This window comes from Armatimonas rosea (genome assembly GCF_014202505.1).
GTDB lineage: Bacteria > Armatimonadota > Armatimonadia > Armatimonadales > Armatimonadaceae > Armatimonas > Armatimonas rosea.
On the sequence record NZ_JACHGW010000001.1, the window covers coordinates 208429 to 232730 of the forward strand.

A 24302-nucleotide genomic window follows, 5' to 3' on the forward strand; every position below is an offset into this window, starting at 1 on the left:
GGTTTAGTCGCTCGGCAGGAAGACCCAGACATCGGGTCGGCCAGCGTTGCAGTGCACGGCGCGGGAGAGCAGGCCAAGGCCGGCCCAGGAAAAGTAGAGCGCCATGCGGGCTCCGTGCCACGCTCCGTACCCGGTGCTGGGGCTGTCCAGGTGCTGGAGCCGTCGTCGCACGGAGGGGAGCGGGTGAAAAATCCGCTCCACTCGCTCGCTACGCGCCGGCTCGTCATCTTGAAGCGTGTCTAGCTGGCGGATCACGCTCTCTAAGACCTCCCGGCTCGCGCCGTTTTTAAGGGCGTACTGATCAGCCTCAATGACCCCGCGCTGCGACGGCGCGGGGAGCAGGAGCACTCCCAGAAACGACCAGAGCGTAGACCCGAGGCTCACGGTCACGAGCTGGCTCACCGCGCCCAGCCCACCTGCAAGCGCCAGCGCGAGGCTAAAGCCCGCCAGGTTCCACCCGAAGGCGAGGAGTAGGCCGCGGGTCCGTGCGCCGGTCTGCACGGCACCGCGTCGGCGCAGGAGAACCACCTGGAGCTGCTCGGGCGTGAGGGTCTCCTCCCAGTGCTGCGGGATCAGAACGCGCTCGCGCCCTGGAAGACCCGTGATTCCCCCGGTGAAGTAGTGCCCCCCGCCCGAGGCCGAAGCTGCCCCGTGGGAGCGCAGCCCCCCGATCCCCTGTGCCAGAAGGGGCTGGAGCAGCAGCAAGGCAAGCTGGAGCCCGCAGAACGCCCCGAGCGCCAGGAGAGTGCCGCCCACACGGGCAGCATGAAGGAGCAAAAGCCCAAAGCCAAGCAAGAGCCCGCTGTGTAGTACGACACCCCGTAGCCAGCGCGGAAAGAACCGTGCAAAGCTCTCTTGGCTCCGTCCAAACTCATGGGGCAGGACATAGCCCCCGAAGAAGTCGAAGGGAGCACTGAGCGCGACGTAGCCGACAAAGACAAAAAAGAGCTGCTGCAGCTCCGTGAAAAACGCGGCGGGCTCCGTGAGGAGAAACCGCTGGGGGAACTGGAACAGAAGCAGCAAGGCCGCGAGGGTCACCAGGGTTCCCACCCCCGTGATTCCCAGCCAGAGGCGTGCGCGAGCATAGCTCATAGCAGTTTGTGTAGTCCTTTCTTACGCTCCAGGATCGCCGCGCGCTCCTGGGCAGATTTCCCGCGCAGGCCGAAGTAGTTCTGTGCCATGCGCCCCGAGAGCGGTGCCTCCGCCTCCCGCTCGATGAGAAAAGCCCAGTAGAGCGTCGTGAAGGGACAGGCACGCTCGCTGGTGGCGTCTTTCGGGTCGAAGGCGCAGCCCTTGCAGTAGTTGCTCATCCGGGCGATATAGGCACCGCTGGCGATGTAGGGCTTGGTCGCCACCCAGCCGCCATCGGCGAACTGGCTCATCCCGATCACATTGGGGGTGACAACCCAGTCGTAGGCATCGAGATAGCAGCACCAGAACCACTCATTGAGCGCGCGTGGGCTCACGCCTGCAAGGAGCGCAAAGTTGCCCAGCACCATCAGGCGCTCGATATGGTGGCTGTAGCCGCTCTCTAGCACCTGCTTGATCACGTGGCTCAGGCACTGCATCGGAGTGTCGCCGCTCCAGTAAAACTCCGGCAGGGGCTGGTGGTGCCCGAGGGCATTGGCCGCGTGGTAGTCGCCCGGGAAGGCTTCGTAGAGGTGGTAGAGAAACTCGCGCCAGCCGAGAATCTGCCGCACAAACCCCTCCACGGAGGCAAGGGGCGCGGCGTTCTGGGCAAGAGCCTCCTGTGCGGCTTGGAGGCACTCCTGCGGCGAGAGGAGCGAGAGATTGAGCGGGAGCGAGAGCAGCGAGTGGTAGCCGTAGGGGTCCTGTGCGCTCATCGCGTCTTCGTAGGGGCCAAAGAGGGCGAGCCGCCGCGCGATAAAGTCCGCCAGGAGCGCTTGTGCGTCGGTGCGGGTGACGGGCATATCAAAGCCCTCGACCGAGCCGGTGAGGCCCGGGAGAGCAGCCACCTCCGCCATGACCTCCTGGGTGAGGGCATCGGGGGGGACCGTGAAGTGCGCGATAGGCTGGTGGGTCTTGGGGAAGGGCTTGCGGTTCTCTTTGTCGTAGTTCCATGCGCCACCGATTGGCTTCCCTCCCTCCATGAGAATCCCCGTGGTGCGCCGCCGCCAGCGGTAGAAGTCCTCGAGCTTGGGGTGGGGGTGCGCCGCGAGCAAGGCGGAAAACGCATCGGGGCTCACCCCCCAGTACGGGTCGGGGACCGTGCGAACGCGGTGTGCCTGGAGCAGGCTACGGATCCCTTTCTCACGGGGCTGGATGCAGACACACGCACCGTCGAGCGGTGCCAAGCACTCCGCCAGCGAGCCGCCGCGTCGGTAGTCCACGGCCCACCCGGCGGCGCGGCACTCCTGGGCAAAGTGGCGCATCGCGGACCAGACCAAGACGAGCTTCTTGCGGTGGTAGGGCCGCCGCGCGACTAGAGCGGGGTCTTCCACCATCAGGAGAGTGTCTTGTCCGGGGATGCCTCCTAGCGCGGCAAGATAATCGGTCGAGAGCTGGTCGCCTAGGATCAAGAGGGTCACGGGGCGCTCTCCAAGGCCTGCTTCTCGACCTCGCGCCACCAGGCAGAGAAACGGCTCGGAACCCGGCTCGCATCGTAGGCGACCAGGTAGGGGACGGCCAAGACAGTGACACTCAGCCCCTTGGCCTCTAGCGCCGCGACCTGCTCGGCAAAGCGTGCGCCGGGGGCGAAGGTGGTCACGATCGAGCGGGTCTGGTAGAGCGCCGCGAGCGCTGCGAGCTCATCGGGGACGGCCCCGAGGCGCAGGTGGGTCGGCCCTGAGCGCGTGGCAAAGACCTCGGCGACACACTCATAAACAAAGAAGAGGCGCGTGAAGGCGAGGGGCTCCTGCAAGAGCGCCGGCTGGTCAAAGACAAAGGCCGCGGGGGCTTGGGGATGGGCTTGGAGCGCGGGGTTTTCCTCCGAGAGGTGCTCCGCGTGTAGCCAGACAATCATCGCCGCCTCCGCTCCCGTGGTTGCGTGCTTCCGAAGAGCCGTCGCTCCAGGGCCTCGTACGATCCCTCAAAGGGGCAGCTCTTTGCCTGTGCGGCGGGGCAGCCCGTGCACAGGGTCTCGCCCGAGTCCCGCTCCCGGCTGAACCTCTCGACGTTCTCGCGGTTGAAGATATACGGCTTGCTAGAGAAAGTCGAGGCGATCCACTGCCAGGAGAGGGTATTGGACGCCGGGTCTCCGTCGAGCAAGAACGTGTGAAAGAGCCGCGCCCCGACCCGCCAGTCGAGCTTGCGGTGGTGGATCAGGTACGAGGCGACCCACATCCGGGCGTGGTTGTGCAGGTACCCGGTGGTGTAGAGCTGCTCCAGGGGCAGGTCCATGCAGCGCAGCCCGGTCTGTGCCGCGGCGATATCGTCGGGGAGGGCGCTCTGGCACCCCAGAGGCACCTTCGGCTCCTCGTAGTTGTCGTAGATCTTCTCGCCGTCGCGGGTGTAGAGCAGCTGCCAGAACTGCCTCCAGGCGAGCTCCTGAATCCACTTCACCGAGTGCGCCACCCCGAGCTGCGAGACCACGTGCGCCTTGGCCTCGGGGAGCGTGAGGCAGCCGTGGCGGATGTAGGGGGAGAGCTGGGAGACACCGGAGTGCTCGCCCACCTCGTTGCGTGTGGCCGCGTAGCTCTGGGCATTGAAGACTCGCAGCTTCTGGAGGCCCGTCCGCCGCCCTCCGACAATCGGCGACGGGATCGGAGGGCCCACAAAGCAGCCCGCGAGTGCCTGAGCGAGTGCTGGCGCGGCTTTCTCACGGTTTGTTAGGTCTGAGGGTAGGTCTAGCTCCACGCCAAACCCAACGACCCAGCCGCACTGCCCGTTCCCGATAAAGCTACTTTTTCCGCCAGAACAGCCGAAAGTCGTTGGCACGGACCTGCTGCCAGTCGAGCGCTTTCACGTGGCCGTCGGTGAAGACATAGACGCCTTTGTTATGGTGGCCTCGTGTGGGAGCATCGCTGAAGTCGCAGCCTGTGAGCCGGTCTGTGCCCTTGGGTCTGCCTGCCAGCTTCCAGAAATCGCAGCCCGTGAGGAGTGAGCCGCTGATTCCTCCCAGTGTGCTGTCGTTGCGGAGCCACCCTACATTCGCCGCCCAAGACTCGGTGAGCATTATGGTCTCCGTTGGCATCTCCAGCTCTGCCAGTGCTGCCTCCACAATGCCCGTGTTCTCATCGGTCTCTTTCTTCTGCCGCGCACTGTTTTCTGTAACCAGATTGGCAGCAATGCTATACGAGCGCGGCTTGGGGTTGCGGGCGTAGTTGCCGTCCCAGACGCTCACCGAGGCGCGGTAGAGCCCATCGCTGGGGCACTGGAAGACCGCATCGTTCTTGACATAGGCAATAATCTGCCTATCGTAGGGGATGATCAGCTCTGTCCCCCCGTTGATCGGAGGTGTCGTGATAAAGCCGGGAAAGCGCTCGTCGTAGTCCTGCGCGTACATCAGTGTGGCGACTCCGAGCTGCTTCATATTGGAGAGGCAGGTGGTCTGCCGCGCCTTTTCGCGTGCTTGGTTGAAGACAGGAAAAAGGATCGTTGCCAGAATCGCAATAATGGCAATCACAACGAGAAGCTCAATCAGTGTAAAGGTTCGTTTCATGTTATAGAGTGTCTTGACGCTCACCAGATCGCACAAAAGTAGTTATTTTTTCCGCGTGAGAGTCCAGTAGTTCATCCGCTCAAACGAGCGATCCGGGTTGCGTCTCTCCCAAAGACACTCCAGCGTATTGCCCTGAAGTGTAAACGTGTAGCGCATCTCCTGGGTCGGGTGGGTGACGAGCAAGATAAACGTGCCACTGCTTTTTTTCGTGAACTCTACTAGCTGCGACACTTCTTGTGCGGGCTGGGCGAGCCCCCCGTTGGTCAGCGAGACACCCCCCCCGTAATCGAGATAGAGCGTCTGACCCGGCTGCGCGATGGGAAGATCCTCCCTCGTTTTATTCTGCCACTGAAGCACATTGGCTCCTACAGAGATCGCGGCGCGAACGGGAATGCGACTGCGCTCACGGCTCCCATTACGGGTGTACTCCAGCGTCCCATCCCAGGTGCCCGCCAGCGGGGCAAAGACTGCGTTTCCCTGGGCGGCAAGCGCGAGCTGAAGCCGGGAGTCTGTAGGGGACTGGGTCACGAGATGCCCCCCGAGAGCGCAGACTCCGACTAGGAGCAACCCTGCCGTGAGTGCGCGTCCTCGGTGTCGCTGGCTTGCAACTTGGAGCTGATGGTCTATTCGTTGTGTGAGCAAGACCGCCTTGCCGGTTCCTGCGATCATTCCCTCCGCGCCGATCTGCGCGGTGAAGGCTACTAGTGTCTCCGGGGCGGTGTGAGCGGCGCTCTCTCGCTCCAGAGCGAGGCTGAGTGCTGCAACGGAGACCGTCACTCCAAGCTTACCCAGCCGCTGCTGGAGCTTCTGCAAGGCGCGATTCACCCGCATCCGCGCCGTGTTCTCACTTACTCCCAGTGCCTCGCCCACCTCCGTCAGGCTCTTTTGCTCCATAAAGCGCAGCAGGATCGCGGTTTGCTCGGCGGGCCTCAGCTGAGTCAGTGCGGTATTTAGCTCGGGGAGCACCTCGCCGACGTCCACAGCAGGCGTCACCACGGCGGCTTCTTTGGCAAAAGCCTCCTCGTAGCCCGCGCGGCGGCGCTCAGCCTTCATGAGGTTCTTGCTGGTGAGTACGGCAACGGAGAAGAGCCAGCTCGGGAGCTTCTTCGGGTCGCGGAGGGTGTGGGCTTTCTGAGAGAGTAGCAAAAACACTGCCTGCGCGGCGTCCTCGGCGAGCGTGCGGTCGTGCGTCTCGCGCAGGCAGGCCGAGAATACCAGGTTGGCATAGCGCCTCCCCAGCTCCCCAAACGCCTCGGCGGAGCGCTGGCGCACGTAGCGCCGCAGTAGTTCTTGGTCGGTCAAAGTTCGCATAGAGCATTCCGTCGAGGCGGTGTCCACTCGCCACACAAACCGCACAAAAAAGATCCCACGTGTGAGGGATTTGTTTCAAGTCGTGCGGTGGCAGTTGCTCTAGCGGAACTTGCCGTGCCCCTCTGCGACCTCGACTTTATCTCTCCCCAAGTGCTTGGCCTGGTAGAGCGCACGGTCGGCTGCCTCGAGAAGCAGGCTCGGCTCGGGCGGGAGCGGCGGCGTCGCGGCCACTCCCACACTGATGGTCACCGGGTGCGCCAGCCGCGGACAGGTGGCCACGGTGCCACGCAGGCGCTCCGCGACCTGGTAGGCAAGGGCAAGGCTCTTTCCGGGCAGGATCACAGCAAACTCCTCGCCCCCGTAGCGGGCAAGGATATCATCGGTGCGCAGCTGCTCGGTCAGAAGCGCGGCCAGCTCTTTGAGAAGCGTGTCTCCTGCGGGGTGGCCGTAGGTATCGTTGTAGCTCTTGAAGTGATCGACATCGAGCAGAACCAAGCTGAGCATCCCTGTCTGGCACGCTTCACGGAGGAGCTTTTGAAAGGTCGCGTGGTTGTAGAGCCCTGTCATTCCATCGCGTGCGGCCTCTTGCTCCAGCTGCTGGCTTCGGGCTCGCTCCTGCTCCGCCTCTCGCCGCGCTTTCTCCAGCTGTAGCTCGACGGAGAAGAGAATACGCTGGTTCTCACTGCGGGAGGCGAGCCGCGCGCGCTCTGAGGCATGGAGCTTTTTATGGTAGTCGAGTGCCTCTTTGTAGCGCCCGCGCTTCTCCGCAACCCGCGCCGCGATCTCGAGGAGGGAGCTGTTGTTTGTCTCTAGCCGAAGCCGCTCACTGTTCCTTAGAATCTCTCGGAGCAGTCGTGCGGACTCTCTAAGCTCCCCGAGCCCCTCCAGTGCCTGCGCTTTCTCACTAAGAAGAAAGAACCGCTCCTCTCCCGGATTGTTGGCGACAAAACCAAGGCCGGTGTCCGCCGCTTCTAGCGCCTTATCAAACGCCTGACAGCTTTGGAAAACCCGTGCCCGCTGCCAGTGAACCAGCGCAGAGATCATCGGGAGTGGCTGAGGAAGCCCCAGGAGCTCGTCGCTGCGCCAGAGTGCCTCCGCATGGCGTCCCAGCCCGAGAAGTGCGCTGATAACCTGCGCTCGAACCATGACCTTGGCATAGCTGTCGTTGCTCTCTTCGAGGATAGCCAGGCTCTCCAGGCTTGTGTCTAGTGCGGCAGGGTAGTCCGCGTTGGCGTTGTGGAGTATACAGATATTGAGAAGGGAGCCGCCCTCCATCAGGCGATTTCCGCAGGCTTGGCTCCGGGTGCGGTTCTCGATATAGAGTGCCAGGGCTTTGTCGGGTGAGCCGAGGGAGGTATAGATAGAAGCCAGGTTGTTGCGTGCCCAGAGCTCCCCCTCGGTCTCGCCGTAGTGGCTGAGGGCATCGAGTGCCTCGCGGGTGAGAGTGAGAGCCTGAGCGTAGTCACTCTTGAGGTAGCACACCCAGCCTAGCCCGCTCTTGCAGCGTGCTTGAACCGCGGGGGAGCAGGAAGGCAAGAGCGCCTCTAGCTCGGCTTGGAGCTGCTCCGACTCGGTGGCACGCCCCAGCTCAAAGCTTACCTGTGTGAGGAGGCGTAGCACCTGGGCGTGCTGGTCGGCAGTCTCACAGAGGGGGCGTGCCCGGTAGGCGAGCGCGAGGGACTCCTCGGGAGCGCTCCGAGCGAGGCTGCGGGCTTGCTGAAGCAGTGTGTCTAACGTGTCCACTTCGATACCACTATTATTGGAGAGGCTAGCAAAAAAGCAAAGAGGTACCCGTGTTACAATGACCCATGAGTGAGAAGCCACTGCAGCGCCGCATCGCCGACCGGGGGTTTCCGTCGGTGTTTCAGGCCTGGAACCCCGCCGATGAGCCTGCGGGTGTCGGGGCGGACGCGATGCTGGCACGCCATGACTTGATCTTCCATAGCCCGGAGTTCTTTGGCCTGCGCTGGAGCAAGCAGCCCACCGGGCTGGCGGAGGGCTTCACGCCCGAGAGTGTTTTAGCCGCGCAGAAGCGCCGCGCCGCGCTACTGTTTCGCAACCCCAACACCGTGCTGATCGCCGAGATTCGCTACCGGGATGCCCACACGAGCTACCTCCCCGAGGACCATCCGTGGTGGAAGCGCGGCAAGGACGGCAAGCGGGTGCCAGGCTGGGAAGAGGGCGGCTACTTTCTGCTGGACTTCGCGAGTCCCGCGTTCCGTCAGCAAGTGGCGACCCAAGCGAAGGCGGCGGTCGCGAGCGGCGCTGTCGATGGCGTGATGCTCGACTGGTGGGACGACGACGACGACCATTTGGCGCTGGCACGAGCGGTACGTGAGGCGATTGGGCCGGGGGCGCTGATCCTTGCCAATGCCAACGACCGGCAGACCCCGCGCACCGCGCCGCTGGTCAATGGCTTTTTCATGGAGTGCTACCGTAGCCAGACCCCGGCGGACTGGCGGCGGATCGCCACGACCCTGGAGTGGGCCCAGAAAAACCTGCGCCAGCCGCGCATCAACTGTGTGGAGAGCTGGTGGCACAAGAGCCGCGACGATCGCCAGCTCATGCGGCTGGTCTCGACCCTGACTCTCTGCCTCTCGGATGGCTACTGCCTCTTCTCCGACCCCAACAGCCTGCCCAAGCCCGACCACCTGCACCGCTGGTACGACTTCTGGAACAAGTCCCTGGGCAAGCCCCTAGAGCGCGGCACACCGCTCGGAATGGCGGAGCGTGGCCACCCCCTCGGCTGGTACCGGGACTTTGACAGAGGCCGCGTGGTCTGTGTCCTCCCCGATGCCAAGCCATTTGAGATCCAGCTCGATGTCCCGCACAAGAGCGCCGCCACGGGAAAAGTCAGCAAGACCCACACCGTCCCCCCCGGCGACGGCGACTTGTTGCTTGTAGAAGGTAGAATTAACCCGTCAAGTGGAGCGATTACCTAGGATAAATATCATGTTGTCATTCATTAGTTATAAGTATTGCAAATGCTATGAATTGTTAATTATTGAGATTTATAGGTATTTTTTAGATGTTAATACTGGGGATGGGAAATAAATGAATAAATATGATCTTAAGCGAGTGAGGAATGTATTTAATAATTATAATGACATAAAAGCAGAATTGTTTATGAGGATGGGTAAAGATAGTTCCATTGTTTCTGATTTTACATGGAATATAGATAATGATGATGCTTCTCATACACATATCTTCTTTCCTGAGATGAAAACGATGCAGGAATCTATGCCTTGGGTTCAGCATATGTTTTGGTCTATGAAAAAGATTTTTAAGACAACACACGATGCAGGTTTAAATATTATGAATAGAGATGCTTGTGTTGTAATTAGGATTGAATACATGGAAAAATCCTATTTTGTAACATTTGATTTCTCTGATTATATGGAAAATATTAATAATGAAGCCCTGGATTGTTCAATATGTTATTTTAAAATGCAGTTTAATCGGGATGGTTACTTAGATAAAAGAATAGTGCCGGGTGGTTATACGAATAATTCCCCGCATGTGTATAAATATATTCCTTTTTTGCGTTCTAATATTGATAGTATGAACGATAAGCGAGATGTTTATGGTCGATTCGGCATGCGTTATGCTAGTGATATTCGGAAGAAAGCTATTGATATACTTAATGTGCAACAGAAATTTTCTTACGAGGTAAGTGCTACGTTAATACGACATAGCGCCTCTTTAATAGAGGCCTCGAACTCTAAGATATGCATTGATTTACCCGGTAATGGTGATTTTTGTTTTCGATTAGTCGACTATTTGTCGATAGGAGCTTGTGTCGTTAGTTATCCTCATCGTACAAAAATGCATGAGCCACTGATACATGGTAAAAACATTATTTATTGTGAACCTGATTTCTCAAACCTTGTTGATATTTGTCATTATTATTTGAATAATGATTTAGAGCGAAAAAAAATACAAAATAATGCCCGTGAATATTTTGATCGTTACCTTCATCGCGATCAAATTTCCCGTTACTATATTAGTAGTGTTTTAGATATAGTCAAAAATAAAGGTGTTTTGTGATTTTATTTTGAATGTGTAATTGGTATCCTGGGGGGAAGTCGCAAGGTCTTTAATTATGAAAACCCGCACCAAGCTCGTCCTTGCCGCCCTGGGGTTTGTTGCTCTTGTTACTGCTCTTGCGCTCTGGCAGGCGATGCCGCGCGATATTGACCAAGTGGCGCGTCGCATTTCTTTCACGGATGCAGACCGGTCAGGGATACTGCGCTACGGTGTGTCTGACTATCCCTATAAAGCGAGAGTGCCTGTGGTGCCGGGGCGTGCTGGGGCGAAGGTCGAGGCTTGGAGATCGCACTCCTACGGCGTAGGGTGGCGCACCTTCGTGGTCTTGCGAGTCAAGAACTATGACCTGCCCGATCCCGATACCTGGTCGGCTCTCTTAGGGGATGCCTGGAAAAAAGAGCACCGTGAGTTTTGGTTGCTCTCTACCACGGGTGAGAAACCACGCTGTGTGGCGACCGCCCCTGCCTCCAAGGACCCCGCCTGGTCGATTCTCTCTTGGTCCCCTGAGAGAGACTGGGTTTATCTTCTTAAGTCTGCCTCGTATCACTCCCACGAAGTCTACGCCTTGCCGCTCGGGAAATAAACGGGTTGCTGAAATTGGCCGCTTGTCTGCGATACAATCCCTAAGTAAATCTCAGAGGCCCATTCATGGGTCTTGCCACAACGGCGGGCCGCTGCTTATCGCGATACATCAACTCCTTCGCAAAATGGAAAGTGGCTGCTCTACGAAGAGAGAATTGTCAACGGCGAAGGACGTCATCCTACTAGATGGCTCCTCGTTCGTGGCGATAGCAGTGAGAAACTCCACTTCCTAAAATCACCTGAGGATGTCACGCTATGCTATCATGTCGCGTCTACAAACCAACGAATCGACGTTGCTAAGTATATTACTGGCAACAAAGAACGCTATAAAGTACGAATTGAGGAAGTTCTGTTGAAAACAAAAAGAATGATATCTCTTGCGGCCACCTGTATTTTGGGTGGAGGACTACTGGTTCCTGCCATGGCGCAAGTGCCTCCCCCTAGCGATCCTGTCCGAGATATAGGAAGAATGCTCAATGAGTGGAGCATCGCTTTTCTAGGACCCGACCCACGCGGCGGATCTCGCAACTACGTTATTCGCTCGATGAGATCCGACGGTACCGCTGCCGTAGATCTTTTTGGAACACGAATTTCCCTAACCAATGAGGGCTATACTGGCATAGACTATGCACTCACTCCCGATGGCAATACCGTGGTTTATTCTGCCTTTGATGGCACCTATGTGCAGACGGCTGGTCGTGCACGTACCAGGATTATGCCCACGCTCATTAGCAACATAAATGTTTCCCCAGATGGACGCAAGCTGGTCTATACACGCACAGCAGCTTCATTCGACATGGATATTTATGTATGTAACATTGATGGAACGGGCGAGCGGCAACTAACAAGTGGTGGAACACTATCAGAGACTAAACCTTGCTGGTCTCCCGATGGGCGCAAGATTCTCTATTCACAGTCAAACCTTTCTTCCGTTTTTACAAAGCTCATGATTATGGAGGCCGACGGGAGCGGGAAACATGCGATTACGGAGGATAGTTTTACCGTACATGATCGGATCAATTTCTCCAGTGGGAAATGGTCTCCAGATGGCTCTAAGATTGTCGCCATTGGCTACACAACAATTGGTACCATGGCCAGTTACCAAATCTATACCCTGAACGCTGACGGAACATCGCCTCGACAGCTAACCACTGAGGCACTCCTTCACGCGAACCCATGCTGGTCCCCCGATGGGAGAAAGATCCTGTATGTGAAACAAATGGGAGGCGCTAGTACAGCGAAAACCGATATCTTTCTCATGGATGCGGACGGAACCCACCAGATCAATCTGACCAACACCCCCAGCATCTCCGAAGAATCCCCTAAGTGGAAAGCACCGATTGTTCCGCTAGGACGACTGGTACGGTAGGAAAACCGTTCGAGAGGAAATACAAATGAAACGTTTTGCAGTCAATATAACTCTAGCCTTCTCCCTACTCGCAGGGGGCTTGCTTCTTCAGGCCAAGGCACATCAGAAAGGCATTGTTAGGCGTGACCCTCTTCCCTATTCGGAAGATTGGCGACTAGCCTTTCGAACCCCCGATCCGCGTGGAGGGCCGCCGTTTAATCATACACTGCGCAGTGTAAAACCAGATGGAACGGAAAATGATTTTCTTTGGGGGATGCGTGCCCCACTCAGTACAAGCAATACCATCAGCTTCACCTTCACCCCGAATGGGCAGACATTTATTTACTCGATCAGCGAGGGAACTTATACACAGGAGCGTGGAAGAGAACCCCGTAGGATCATGGGCACGGTGGATCGCCTCAGTGTCTCGCCCGATGGCCGAAAGCTTCTCTACACGAAAGATGTTGGTAGAGCGGGTGGGATCGATATCTTCACGTCTGACTTGGATGGGACAGGGGAGGTGCGTGTTACCAATGATCCCAAAAATGATGTCAATCCTTCCTGGTCCCCCGATGGGAAAAAGATTATCTTTACCAGTGATCCCCTTGGCTGGCATGGTCTAGTCGTTATTAATGCAGATGGGAGTGGGCGACGTAGGTTGACGGAAGATGTTGCCGTGCCCCGGATGCGCTACGACGGCGCGGTATGGTCCCCTGATGGAAGACGAATTGCATTTGTGGGAACGGCACTGGATCTTCCCCCCGAGGCTCGCCCCCATGCGGAACAAATCTATGTCATGAATGTGGATGGAACAGGGCAGATCAAGCTGACAAGTGGGGATTTTCTATACAACTCTCTCCGCTGGTCGCCCAATGGGGCACAGCTCTCTTTTTGCCGTCGTAACTACACACCTTCCACGTCGTATGATGATATCTTTGTGATGGAATCCGATGGGAGACGTCTGACGAACCTGACGAATACCTCGGATATCTCCGAAACAAGGGCTTGTTGGTTTCTTACGAGACGGTAGCATTGGGGATTGTGCTTGCGACTCCCGGCAACGCCAATCGTGTTGTGCGGGAAGACAGTTCCAGCACGCTCTACAGCCCCGATCTGTTTGGTGGAAAGCTCCCCCCACAGACACGGTCGGGGCAGACGAGAAAGGGAGCCCGCACATTTCTGGTTCTTGGTGCCACTGTCAGGGCTACATCTTTAAGCGATGAAAAAACACTATCTATTTACTGTCATCACCCTCCTTGGAGGAGCCTTGCTTTTCCAAGCCAAGGCCCGAACACCGCAAATCGGACTACCGATCTCCGAGGCACCCCGTATCGCTTATGTGATGAGAGTGAGCTCGGGCATAAACTCGATTCGCTCGATCAAACAGGACGGTACCGACGATCAGGATCTATGGGGAACCCCTACACCCATTGGAACTTTCCGAAGTCTGGCTTTTACTCCTGATGGACAGACGATGATCTACTCAAACACGGAAGGGATCTATTCTCAGGAGCGTGGACGCCCCGCCAAAAGAATCCTAACGACCCCCGCAGGGAGTTTGCATGTCTCCCCCGACGATCGGAAACTTGTCTATACTATTGTCGCAACAACACCTAGACCCCACAGTGAGATATTCACATCTAGCTTGGATGGGAGAGTTGTCCAGCGTCTAACCACTGATGACGAGGAGAATGTAGCCTCGCCTAGCTGGTCGCCGAGAAGTGACAAGATCATTTACTCCAGTGGTGGTGGGCTTCAGCTTAAGGTGATGAATGCAGATGGCAGTGGAAAGTCCGTTTTGCCGATAGTACCACGCTCGCCTAGTGAAGCAATCCCCGGACTGTCCGTTCCTCAGTGGTCGCCCAACGGAAAAGCGATTGTTGCAATAGGGAATCACGAGAACTCGGTGACTCACCTTTACATCATGAATGCGGATGGGACAGGGTTTCACCCCATCACGGTGGAGCCACTCCGTCGTGGGTTTGTCCGCTGGTCACCCGACGGTACTAAGCTTCTCTTTGCAGGACGCAGGGCCACTCTCGACGAGGTACCGTGGGACATCTTTACGATAAATTCCAATGGAACAGGGCCTGTCAACGTAACCCACACAACCACTGCCTCGGAAATACACCCCCAGTGGTTGGTGCCACGGCCACCGAAAACACCCTAAAAGCACAGGAGGAGGAATCTTCCTCTGAGTTTATATAAACCGGTTGCTGAAATTGGCCGCTTGTCTGCGATACAATCCTTGCGTAAATCTCACGACGCCTCGGTACGGGGCGGACACGGAAAGGGTTTTGTATGCAGATCGGGGTAATCATGAACGGCGTCACCGGGCGCATGGGGACAAATCAGCACCTCTTGCGCTCCATCGTGGCGATCCGCGACCAGGGCGGTGTCAAGATCGGCGATGGCGAGAGCATTGTCCCCGATCCCATCCTCGTGGGCCGCAACGAAAAGAAGCTCGCGGAGCTGGCGGCGCGCGCGGGCGGCGTGAAGTACACCACCGATCTTGAGGGCGTCCTCGCGGATCCCGCCTACCCGATCTACTTCGATGCCCAGCTCACCCAGCTACGCGCTCCCGCCGTCCTCAAGGCGATCGCCGCGGGCAAGCACATCTACTGCGAGAAGCCGTCGGGGACTACCACCGAGGAGGCCTATGCGCTCTACGAGGCGGCCAAGAAGGCGGGGGTCAAGCAGGGAGTCGTGCAGGACAAGCTCTTTCTGCCAGGGCTGGTGAAGCTGAAGAACCTTATCGACTCGGGCTTCTTTGGCGAGATTCTCTCCGTACGCGGCGAGTTTGGCTACTGGGTCTACACCGGCCACGATGCCATTCCGGTCCAGCGCCCCAGCTGGAACTACCGTAAAGAGGACGGCGGCGGGATTATCGTGGACATGCTCTGCCACTGGCGCTATGTCCTGGACAACCTCTTTGGCGAGGTGAAGGGAGTCTCGTGCCTGGGCGCGACCCATGTGAAGGAGCGCATCGACGAGAGCGGGAAGCCCTATGTCTGCACCGCCGACGACTCCGCCTACGCCACGTTTGAGCTGGAGAACGGTGTGGTCGCGCAGTTCAACTCTAGCTGGACCGTGCGGGTGCGCCGCGACGATCTCCTGACACTCCAGGTAGACGGCACCAAGGGCAGCGCGGTGGCGGGGCTCCGTGGCTGCACGATCCAGCCCTACGGCGCGACCCCGCGTCCGGTCTGGAACCCCGATATCGACTCCCCGATTGATTTCTACGAGAACTGGATGACCGTTCCGACCAACCAGATCCTGGACAATGGGTTCAAGGTGCAGTGGGAGATGTTCTTGAAGCATGTCGTGCTAGACACCCCCTGGCAGTACGACCTGCGTGAGGGTGCCAAGGGAGTCCAGCTCGCCGAGGCGGGCCTAAAGTCTTGGGAAGAGCGCCGCTGGGTGGCGCTGGACCCGCTCGCCCCGTGACCTCAGCCGCCTTTCTCGCCCCCCCCGAAACGATCCGCCGCCTCTTCGATGCCCCGCGTGTCGAGAGGCTGGCGCAGCTTGTGGCCCTCCGCCCCGAGATTATCGCCCCCACGCAGCTCGACTCGGCTCTCCCTGAGCTGGGCGAGCTGGAGGTGATTGTCTCCACCTGGGGCATGCCTCGCCTCACCGACGCCCAGCTCGATGCACTCCCGCGGCTCGCGGCGGTGTTCTATGCCGCGGGCTCGGTGCAGGGCTTTGCACGGCCCCTCCTAGAGCGGGGGATCACGGTGGTGAGCGCCTGGCAGGCAAACGCGGTGCCCGTGGCGGAGTTCACCCTGGCGCAGGTCTTACTGGGCACCAAGGGGTACTTTCGCAATAGCCTGGAGCTCCATGCCACCAGAAGCGCCGCCAGCGCCTTTCGTGGGCCGGGGAGCTACGGCGAGGAGGTGGCACTCCTCGGGGCGGGGGCGATTGGGCGGCGCGTGATCGCGCTCCTGAAGCCGTTTTCGGTGAAGGTCTTGGTTTTTGATCCGTTTTTAAGCAAGGAAGAGGCAGTGGCATTGGGTGTGGAAAAAGTGGGGCTCGACGAGGCATTTGCACGGGGTTTTGTGGTCTCGAACCACCTGGCAAACAACGCGCAGACCGTCGGGATGCTGACCGGAGCGCACTTTGCGCAGCTCCGCCCCGGAGCGGTCTTTATCAACACAGGGCGCGGGCTGACGGTGAAAGAGGACGAGCTCGCGGAGGTCTTTCGCGCTCGGCCGGACCTCACGGCGCTCCTGGACGTGGTCTACCCTGAGCCCTGTCCGCCGACATCGCCGCTCTGGGAGCTGCCCAATGTGCGGCTTAGTAGCCATATCGCGGGCTCCATCCACGACGAGACCCGGCGGATGGCGGACTGGTGCCTCGACGAGCTAGAGCGCTGGCAGGCGGGCGTGCCCCTGCGCTTTGCCGTGAGCCTGGAGATGCTGGAGACAATGGCGTGAGACTCTGGTACGACAAGCCCGCACAAGAGTGGCTCGAAGCGCTTCCGATTGGCAATGGGACGATCGGGGCGATGGTCTTTGGCGGGGTCAATAGCGAGCGCTTGGCCCTCAACCACGGGGATCTCTGGGGCGGGGGGCCGCACAACGATGCCAACCCCGATGCGCTGGAGGCCCTCCCCGAGATTCGCCAGCTGGTCTTTTCCGGCGAGTACGCGGCGGCGCAGGCACTGGTCAATGCCCGCTTCATGGGCCAGCCGCTCCGTCAGCGCCCCTACCAGGCCTTGGGCAACCTGCTGCTGACTGTTGTGCCACCGGCCCAGGGCAGCGAGATCGAGAGCTACGAGCGGGAGCTGGACCTCGACGATGCCATCGTCCGGGTGCGCTACCGCCAGGGAGGCGTGGACTACACGCGGGAGGTGCTCGCCAGCCAGCCCGATGGTGTGATCGCCTTCCGCCTCACCGCCAGCGCCCCGATGCACCTGCGCCTCTCGATGAGCTGCCCGCACCTGGCCCACGAGACCCGCGCGTCGGGCAGGACCCTGCTACTGGCGGGGATGAGCGATACGGTCACGTTTGAGGCCCGGGCACAGGTGCAGCTCGAGGGCAATGGAGTCATCACCGCGGAAGACGGCCAGCTGATTGTCCGGGGGCGCTCCGTGGTGATCTTGCTCTCCATGGCGACCAGCTATGTCAACTGGCACGATACCTCCGACGATCCCGCGACCTGGAACGCCAAGGCTCTCTCTCGGGCGATGAAGAAGTCCTGGGAGCGGCTGCGGCTGGCGCACCTGGCGGTCTACCAGAAGCTCTACTCGCGCGTCTCCTTAGAGCTGGGACCGGAGCCGGCGCTCCCCACCAGTGTGCGTGTCCAGAGCTTCGCGCAGGGCAACGACCCGGCGCTGGCGGCGCTACACTTCCAGTACGGGCGCTACCTGCTCATCTCCTGCTCCTACCCCGGCGGCCCACCCGCGACCCTGCAAGGGCTCTGGAACGAGTCGCTGACACCGCCGTGGGACAGCAAGTACACGGTCAATATCAACACGGAGATGAACTACTGGCCCGCCGCGCCCGCCAACCTGCTGGAGTGCTACGACCCGCTCTTTCGGATGATCGAGGAGGTGGCGGAGTCCGGGCGACGGACGGCGCGCACCCAGTACGGGGCGGGGGGCTGGGTCTGTCACCACAACACCGATGGCTGGCGGGGGACCGCGCCCGTGGACGGGGCGTTCTGGGGGATGTGGCCCTGCGGGGGCGCGTGGCTGTGCAAGAGCTTCTGGGACCACTACGAGTTCACCCGCGATAAGAAGACCCTGGCTGTCCACTACCCGACCATGCGTGGCGCGGCAGAGTTCTTCCTGGATGCGCTGGTGACTGATCCCAAGACCGGTTGGCTGGTCACCTGCCCCAGTGTCTCCCCCGAGAACGCCCACCACCCCGGCGTGAGTGTCTGTGCGGGGCCGGCGATGGACAGCCAGATTATCGGGGACCTCTTTGAGAGCGTGGCCCGTGCTGCGGAGACTCTCAAGCGGGATCCGGAGTTTGTGGTGAAAGTGCGGACAGCACGCGCCAAGCTCCCTCCTCTCCAGATCGGGAAGGCGGGACAGCTGCAGGAGTGGCTCGACGACTGGGACCTGGAGGCACCGGAGCAGGACCACCGGCATGTCTCGCACCTCTACGCCCTCTTTCCGAGCAACCAGATCACCCGTGAGAGCGCCCTGCTCATGGGGGCGGCCCGCAAGTCGCTGGAGCGGCGCGGGGACATGGCGACCGGCTGGAGCCTGGCCTGGAAGCTCAACCTCTGGGCGCGGCTGGGCGAGGGCGAGCGGGCACACGCGCTCTTGGCAGGCCTGCTCACCCCCGAGCGCACCGCCCCCAATCTCTTCGACCTGCACCCGCCGTTCCAGATCGACGGCAACTTCGGGGCGGTGAGCGGGATCTGCGAGATGCTCCTCCAGAGCCACGCGGGCGAGCTGCACTTGCTTCCCGCACTACCGCCCCAGTGGCCCGAGGGCAGGGTCTCGGGGCTCCGTGCCCGCGGCGGCTACCTCGTGAGCCTGGCGTGGAGCGGCGGCGTCCTCACCGACGTTGCGATTGTCTCGCAGAACGCAGGCGAGTGCCGCATTCGCGTCGGCGAGCAGGTGAGCGTCCTCAAGACACGCAAGGGCGGGGTCATCACCCTCGTGGATCTCCAGCCCGAAGAATAGGGCTACTGGCGGGGATCGAAGCTGCCTTTCTCGATCCCCCGCGCCCCATCCTGCCACCAGACCTGCTCCCAGCGCACCCACTTCGCGTGGCCGTCGAGGTAGCCCACCGTAAAGCCCCCTGCGTGCTGGTTCGTGATTACATCGTCGGGGAGGTTGGTGGCCGCGATCCAGTGCCGCGTGGGCCAGACATGGGCATGGAAGTAGTTCTCCCGAAAGTTGGTCGCGCTCTCGGCGAGGGCGATCACGCTGGCGGGCTTGTCGATACTGGCCAGGCTCGTGAAGGCATTGGTGGTGATCTCTGGGGAGAGAAAGCCATTGAGGGCGTAGCTGGTCACCCGAAAGGCCGTCGTGTAGGTCGTGGGGTCTGCCGGATTAAAAACGGCGGCGTTTGGTGCCCAGTTTGTGCTAGGGTCCGACGCGCAGCGTAGCACGGCGTAGCTCTTGAGGTAGGGCTGCGCCATGTAGACCCAGCTCCGCTCGCGGCGGATCAGCGCCAACTGCTCGTCGTAGTCCTGCGCGTACATCAGCAAGCCCAGCGTGAGCTGTTTCTGGTTGGAGAGGCAGCTGGTCTGCCGCGCTTTTTCCCGTGCCTGTGCAAAGACCGGAAAGAGGATCGCGGCTAGGATGGCAATAATGGCAATTACCACAAGAAGCTCGATAAGCGTGAAAGCGGTACGACGGCGCATGGGGTGGGGAGTCCTTTTCTGTTTTTTTGGCGATAGATTAAATCGCCGACTTATTTTGTCGCCAATAAGGTACCGCGGATCGTCCTGCCCTGTCAAGGGGATTTTTTAGAGCCCGCCCGCTTGGCCATCGCAGCGGGGATCGGAGCCGACCGCGTAGGCACCGCTGGGGAGCACCTTGAGGAGCTGCGCCGCCGAGCCGTGGGCCCAGCCGCCGATGGGGCGGACATCGTGGCCGCGCTCGACCAGCTCGCCAAAGAGGGCGGGGGCGGCGCGGTCCTCGAGCTCCAGGATGCCCAGCCCCTCCTCGCTCTGGCCCGTGTTTCCGCCGTCCGACGAGTGCTGCCAGCGGGGGCGCTCGACCGCTTCTTGCGGATCGAGATCCAGATCGAGCGTGTTCACCAGTAGCTGCAGGTTGGTCTGCACCTGGATATTGGCGCCCGGGGTCCCGCCGACTAGCGCGAGCGTGCCGTCGGGGTTGGTGGCGAGCCAGGCGTTGAGCGTGTGCGCGGGGCGCTTGCCGGGCGCCAGGACATTGGGCGATTTAGGGTCGAGCGAGAAGCCGGTGAGGCGGTTGTTGAAGAGAATCCCTGTGCCCTCGGGAATCCAGGCGCTCCCAAAGTTATGGAAGATGCTCTGGATAAAGCTCACCGCATTGCCGTTTTTGTCCGCCACCAGAAAATAGGTCGTGTCCTGGCCTTCGTCTGCCCCCTGGCCCCCACGTGTGGGGGAGGGCATGACGGTGGCACTCTCCCCGATCTCGGCGCGGCGCTTGGCCAGATACGGCTCGCTCAGGAGCCTCTCCAGCGGAATCTCATGCCACTCCGGGTCGGCGAGGTGGGCGAAGCGGTCCGCGAAGGCGCGTTTTTTACACTCGACTAGAAGATGCGTCCGCTCGTCCTCATCCAGCTCTCCGAGCGCAAATCCCTCCGCCAGGGCCAGCTCTTGCGCCAGGATCATCCCCTGCGACGGCGGCGGCTGGCAGTGAACCGTGAGGCCGCGGTAGCCCACGGAGAGCGGTGCCAGAATCCGCGTTTTATGGGCAGCGAGATCGTCGAGCGTGAAGTGCCCCTTCGACGCCGCGACAATCTTCTGGGCAATCGCTCCCGAGTAAAACGCCTCGCGGCCGTGTTGGGCGAGCTCTTCCAAGCTCCATGCCAAGTCCGGCTGTCGCACGAGCTCGCCCAGCGTCGGGGTCTTCGTGCCGAGTGCCTCTAAACCCGAGAGATGCGCAAACTCGGCGAACTTCTTCACGGCGCGGGGGCCGGCCGGGTAGCCGTCGCGGGCGTAGCCAATCGCCGCGCTGAGCAGGTCGGAGAAGGGGAGGGAGCCGTGGCGCTGGTGGAGCGCAAACCAGGCATCGACCAGGCCGGGGACAGTCGCGGCGCGGGCTCCGTGGATCGGGAGGGGAGCGCGGTAGCTGGCGAGGCTCGCGGATTTGGGTGCCGCCCCCGAGGCATTGTAGGCCAGGGTCTTGCGCGTTTGGGCATCGTGGACAATCAGAAAGGCATCGCCGCCCAGGTGGGAGTTCCAGGGCTCGATCACGCACAGCACCGCCGATGCCGCGATCGCCGCATCCGCAAAGGTCCCGCCCCGCCCCAAGATCGCCAGAGCCGCCGCCGTCGCCAGGGGCTGGCTGGTCGCCGCCACCCCGTTTTTCGCTACCACCAAACCTCGTGTTGCCAATGGACTGCCTCCGGGGCTATGTTTCACCCCGAAGGCAGCGCTCTCCTCCGAGACTCTCTAGTCGAGCTTCTGGAGGGAGACCGTCATGATCTCGCGGGAGATCGGGTGGCGGTCTACTTGTGCGAGCTTAGTGAGGTAGTCGGTGCCGTCGTAGCCGATGGTCATCTGCACCTCTTCGCCGAACTTGCCCAAGAGGGCGCTCTCAAGGTCAGCCGTTGCGATATAGAGGGAGATCGGGACCATGCCTTTTCCGGAGAGGGACACAGCGGTCTGGCCGGACTGGCGCATGCGGGTGAGGGCACCGTGAGTATGCTTCGCACGGAGCGTCGCAGGGATGGGTTGGTTCTCCATGGGGAGTACCGCCTTTTCTTGCCCCTTTTGGAAAACGGGGGCAAGTCCTTGGAGACCACAAACCGGCAAAGAGTTCCCGATTTGTTTTTTCCCGACCCGTTGGCCAGAACGGTAAACGTCCGCACCCAAAGGGTACCCGGGGGCGTCGTTCCTCCGCCGCGCCTTCAGCGAAATTCTACCGACGAGGAACGAGGAGGCGGCCGAAGGCCCGGGTACCCTCTGGGTGAGCCCGACGATGTCCGTCGAGGCGTCGTCGTCGAAGGCAATGGTTTTCGCAGGAAACCCGGCGCGCTCTGTCGAACGGCCTAGCATGAACACTCTACTTCTTACGCTTCCTCTGGTGGCCTCGGTTTCGATGGTGCAACAGCCGCCGCTCACCCACGCACAGCTCCGCGACGGCGCGGCGACCCCCGAGGCGGTGCGCCGCTGGTTTGGGGCGGCGAATCTCGCCAAGGGCGGTGTCAAGACCGACGACTGCACGGTCGCGTTTGCGATCGAGCTGGCCGAGGGCGAGAAAGACCCCAAGGTGGTGAGCGAGACCAGTGGCTTCACGCTCCCGCTCAAGCGTGTCGGGGCGAGCAATGTCTGGGCTGCTGTGGCGACCCTCCCCGAGGGCACGGGCTTCTTGTGGCACATCGAGGTGGGGAGCGAGAAGCGCGGCGGTGGGCAGCTGGAGGTCTACACCACCCCCGCCGATGCCAAGTACCACGATGGTGTCCCCAAGGGCACGGTCACGGACATGGGAGTCTTCAAGAGCCAGGTCTTTGCCGGGACCAGCCGCCCGTGGTGGATCTATGTCCCCGCCCAGTACGATCCCAGCAAGCCCGCCGCGGTGATGGTCTTCCAGGACGGTAGCGGGCCGAAGAACTACATCCCGCCGGTCTTTGACAACCTGATCGCCAAGGGGGAGATGCCGGTTACGATTGGAATCTTCATCCAGCCCGGAGTCTTCGACGGGGGCCGCTCCAACCGCTCGGTGGAGTACGATACCCTCTCGCCCAAGTACTCCGAGATGCTCCTCACCGAGATCCTGCCGGAGGTGGCCAAGAAGTACAACCTCTCCACCAACCCCGCCGACCGGGCGATTGCGGGCAGCTCCAGCGGGGGAATCTGCGCGTTTACCGTGGCTTGGGAGCGCCCCGACCAGTTCTCCAAGGTGCTCTCGTGGGTGGGGAGCTTTGTGAACCTGCAAGGCGGTGCCAATCGGATCAGCGGCGGCCACAACTACCCGGTCCTGGTGCGCCAGAGCAAGGACAAGCCCAAGCCGATCCGGGTCTTTCTGCAAGACGGCGCCAACGACCTGGACAACCCCTTTGGCAACTGGCCGCTCGCCAACCAGGGCATGGCAAAGGCCCTCGCCTACGCCGGCTACGACTTTAAATTTGTCTTTGGGCAAGGCTTCCACTCCGGCAAGCACGGCCAAGCCCTCCTCCCCGACTCCCTGCGCTGGCTCTGGCGAAAATAACCCACGTTCGCAGCGCCGGTTGGAAAACCGGCGTCTGCAGTGGCCTCGTCCCTCGGCCGCAAAGCCCGTGCCGGGCTACAAAATGACGCCCCCCTTCGCGAAGCCGGAGGGGGTGGCCGAGTTCCACGAGGCCGGGGGAGGTAAGCCCGGCACGGGCTTTGCGGCGGGACGCCACTGTTGACGCCCAATTCTATTGGGCGCTACGAAACGATGCCTGTTGAATCTACGAGTTATTGCGGGTGACAGGGAAGATATGGTAGACTTACTCTGCAATCGTGGAGCAGTAACGCACTCCACAACTGACATCAGGCGCAATAACAAGCGAGCCGACCGGCGCGCTTTTTTTATTCTGTGCCTCAAACAAACTTTGTAGGGGGAGAAGACCGAACCATGAACGCGGAATTTATAGAGGCACTGCGCCAGATCGAGCGCGAGAAGGATATCCCCTTCGACACGCTCTGGCAGGCACTTGAGGCGGCGATGTCCACTGCCTACAAGAAAACCCTGGGGGTAGATCAAGATGTCACCCTGCGGATCGAGCACACGTCGGGTAAGCAGCCGATCTACTTCCGCCGCCGTGCTGTCGTGGAGAATGTCACCAGCCCCCACACCGAGATCAGCCTGACCGAGGCACGTGCCAACCACAACGCCAAGGCCCAGCTCGGGGATTTGATCGAGGAGCGCCTCAGCGACCGCGACATGGAGCGCATGAGCCGAATCGCCGCCCAGACCGCCAAGCAGGTGGTGGTGCAGCGTATCCGTGAGGCCGAGCGCGACAAGGTCTTCGATGAGTTCGACCAGCGCAAGGGCGAGCTGATGACCGGCACGGTCTACCGCCGCGAGGGCCGCAATGTCATCATCAACCTGGGCAAGATCGAGGCGATTCTCCCCGAAAAAGAGCAGGTTGAGAGCGAGAACTACCGCCACAACGAGCGCTTCCGCTTCCTGGTGCTCGATGTCCGCCGCGGTGCCAAGGGCCCCCAGGTGATCGTCAGCCGCTCCCACCCGAGCCTGATCCGCCGTCTCTTTGAGATGGAGGTCCCCGAGATCGCCGATGGGACCGTCTCGATCAAGTCCGTGGCGCGCGAGGCCGGCCAGCGCAGCAAGATCGCCGTTGCCTCCAAAGAGGAGCGGGTCGATCCCGTGGGCTCGTGCGTGGGCCACCGGGGACAGCGTGTCCAGGCCGTGGTCGATGAGCTCCGTGGCGAGAAGATGGATATTGTCCGCTGGGGACCCGACATGCGCCAGTTCATCACCGAGTCGCTCTCGCCCGCCAAGGTGGGATCGGTGAAGATCGACGATGAGCAAAAGTCGGCGTTTGTGGTAGTCCCGGACAACCAGCTCTCGCTCGCTATTGGCAAGGCTGGGCAGAACGTGCGCCTCGCGGCGCGCCTGACCGGCTGGCGGATCGATATCCGCTCCGAGACCCAGGTCGCCCGGGAGCGCCAGGCCGGTGTGGCCGCGCCCGCAACGTCTGCTGAGCCTGTGGTCGTGGCCGACGAAGAGAGCGACGAGGGGGCGGACTTGCCGCCGCTGACCCTGGCCGATTTCGACGACGACGAGGAGTAGGC

General features: G+C 60.7%; 20 protein-coding genes. 10 read left to right on the forward strand and 10 right to left on the reverse strand.

All coding sequences use genetic code 11. The features are described from left to right. Window positions 1–3: 3 nt before the first annotated feature. From HNQ39_RS00905 to HNQ39_RS30465, 7 genes are all read right to left on the reverse strand, one after another. Complete coding sequence (locus tag HNQ39_RS00905; RefSeq protein WP_184192002.1) at window positions 4–1092, reverse strand: hypothetical protein; 1089 nt, start codon at window positions 1090–1092, stop codon at window positions 4–6. Further along, a complete protein-coding gene (locus tag HNQ39_RS00910; protein ID WP_184192004.1) occupies window positions 1089–2549 on the reverse strand; it encodes a cryptochrome/photolyase family protein in 1461 nt (486 codons plus the stop codon). The genes HNQ39_RS00905 and HNQ39_RS00910 overlap by 4 nt, the downstream gene beginning before the upstream one ends. Beyond that, a complete protein-coding gene (locus HNQ39_RS00915) occupies window positions 2546–2983 on the reverse strand; it encodes a hypothetical protein (RefSeq protein ID WP_184192006.1) in 438 nt (145 codons plus the stop codon). The genes HNQ39_RS00910 and HNQ39_RS00915 overlap by 4 nt, the downstream gene beginning before the upstream one ends. Further along, window positions 2980–3897, reverse strand: coding sequence for an FAD-binding domain-containing protein (locus tag HNQ39_RS29750; RefSeq protein ID WP_221289728.1), 918 nt, complete (start codon window positions 3895–3897; stop codon window positions 2980–2982). The genes HNQ39_RS00915 and HNQ39_RS29750 overlap by 4 nt, the downstream gene beginning before the upstream one ends. After that, window positions 3860–4621 carry a DUF1559 family PulG-like putative transporter gene (locus HNQ39_RS00925; RefSeq protein ID WP_184192008.1) on the reverse strand — a complete coding sequence of 254 codons (762 nt, stop codon included), beginning with the start codon at window positions 4619–4621 and terminating at the stop codon, window positions 3860–3862. Before HNQ39_RS00925 ends, HNQ39_RS29750 begins: the two co-directional genes overlap by 38 nt. A 42-nt stretch (window positions 4622–4663) precedes the next feature. Further along, window positions 4664–5932, reverse strand: coding sequence for an RNA polymerase sigma factor (locus HNQ39_RS00930; protein WP_184192010.1), 1269 nt, complete (start codon window positions 5930–5932; stop codon window positions 4664–4666). A gap of 99 nt (window positions 5933–6031) precedes the next feature. After that, window positions 6032–7675 (reverse strand): diguanylate cyclase, encoded by a 1644-nt coding sequence (locus tag HNQ39_RS30465; protein ID WP_184192012.1) that lies wholly within the window; start codon window positions 7673–7675, stop codon window positions 6032–6034. 65 nt (window positions 7676–7740) lie between these two features. Here HNQ39_RS30465 and HNQ39_RS00940 point away from each other — a divergent pair, with 65 nt between their 5' ends. The 8 genes from HNQ39_RS00940 to HNQ39_RS00980 all read left to right on the forward strand — a co-directional run bounded on the left by HNQ39_RS00940 (window position 7741) and on the right by HNQ39_RS00980 (window position 18546). Further along, window positions 7741–8874 carry an alpha-amylase family protein gene (locus HNQ39_RS00940; protein WP_184192014.1) on the forward strand — a complete coding sequence of 378 codons (1134 nt, stop codon included), beginning with the start codon at window positions 7741–7743 and terminating at the stop codon, window positions 8872–8874. A gap of 112 nt (window positions 8875–8986) precedes the next feature. Then, entirely contained in the window at window positions 8987–9979 is a 993-nt protein-coding gene (locus HNQ39_RS00945) for a glycosyltransferase (RefSeq protein WP_184192016.1), read from the forward strand. 55 nt (window positions 9980–10034) lie between these two features. Then, window positions 10035–10562: a hypothetical protein gene (locus HNQ39_RS00950; protein ID WP_184192018.1), complete on the forward strand. Its 528-nt coding sequence runs from the start codon at window positions 10035–10037 to the stop codon at window positions 10560–10562. A 72-nt stretch (window positions 10563–10634) separates the two neighbouring features. Then, entirely contained in the window at window positions 10635–11930 is a 1296-nt protein-coding gene (locus HNQ39_RS00955) for a TolB family protein (protein WP_184192020.1), read from the forward strand. A gap of 25 nt (window positions 11931–11955) precedes the next feature. After that, window positions 11956–12939 (forward strand): PD40 domain-containing protein, encoded by a 984-nt coding sequence (locus tag HNQ39_RS00960; RefSeq protein ID WP_184192022.1) that lies wholly within the window; start codon window positions 11956–11958, stop codon window positions 12937–12939. 1271 nt (window positions 12940–14210) lie between these two features. Then, complete coding sequence (locus HNQ39_RS00970; protein ID WP_184192026.1) at window positions 14211–15356, forward strand: Gfo/Idh/MocA family protein; 1146 nt, start codon at window positions 14211–14213, stop codon at window positions 15354–15356. Continuing rightward, on the forward strand, window positions 15353–16342 hold the full coding sequence (locus HNQ39_RS00975; protein WP_184192028.1) for an NAD(P)-dependent oxidoreductase: 990 nt from the start codon (window positions 15353–15355) through the stop codon (window positions 16340–16342). Before HNQ39_RS00970 ends, HNQ39_RS00975 begins: the two co-directional genes overlap by 4 nt. Beyond that, complete coding sequence (locus HNQ39_RS00980) at window positions 16339–18546, forward strand: glycosyl hydrolase family 95 catalytic domain-containing protein (RefSeq protein ID WP_184192030.1); 2208 nt, start codon at window positions 16339–16341, stop codon at window positions 18544–18546. The genes HNQ39_RS00975 and HNQ39_RS00980 overlap by 4 nt, the downstream gene beginning before the upstream one ends. Window positions 18547–18548: 2 nt before the next feature. Here HNQ39_RS00980 and HNQ39_RS29575 read toward each other — a convergent pair whose 3' ends face one another. From HNQ39_RS29575 to HNQ39_RS00995, 3 genes are all read right to left on the reverse strand, one after another. Continuing rightward, window positions 18549–19232 (reverse strand): prepilin-type N-terminal cleavage/methylation domain-containing protein, encoded by a 684-nt coding sequence (locus HNQ39_RS29575; RefSeq protein ID WP_221289895.1) that lies wholly within the window; start codon window positions 19230–19232, stop codon window positions 18549–18551. A gap of 105 nt (window positions 19233–19337) precedes the next feature. Then, window positions 19338–20915: a gamma-glutamyltransferase family protein gene (locus HNQ39_RS00990; protein ID WP_184192032.1), complete on the reverse strand. Its 1578-nt coding sequence runs from the start codon at window positions 20913–20915 to the stop codon at window positions 19338–19340. 57 nt (window positions 20916–20972) lie between these two features. After that, window positions 20973–21266, reverse strand: a complete 294-nt coding sequence (locus HNQ39_RS00995) for a hypothetical protein (RefSeq protein ID WP_184192034.1) — start codon at window positions 21264–21266, stop codon at window positions 20973–20975. Window positions 21267–21576: 310 nt separating this feature from the next. Here HNQ39_RS00995 and HNQ39_RS29580 point away from each other — a divergent pair, with 310 nt between their 5' ends. Then, a complete protein-coding gene (locus tag HNQ39_RS29580; RefSeq protein WP_221289730.1) occupies window positions 21577–22731 on the forward strand; it encodes an alpha/beta hydrolase in 1155 nt (384 codons plus the stop codon). A gap of 390 nt (window positions 22732–23121) precedes the next feature. Next, window positions 23122–24300: a transcription termination factor NusA gene (gene nusA, locus HNQ39_RS01005; protein WP_184192036.1), complete on the forward strand. Its 1179-nt coding sequence runs from the start codon at window positions 23122–23124 to the stop codon at window positions 24298–24300. Window positions 24301–24302 lie beyond the last annotated feature (2 nt).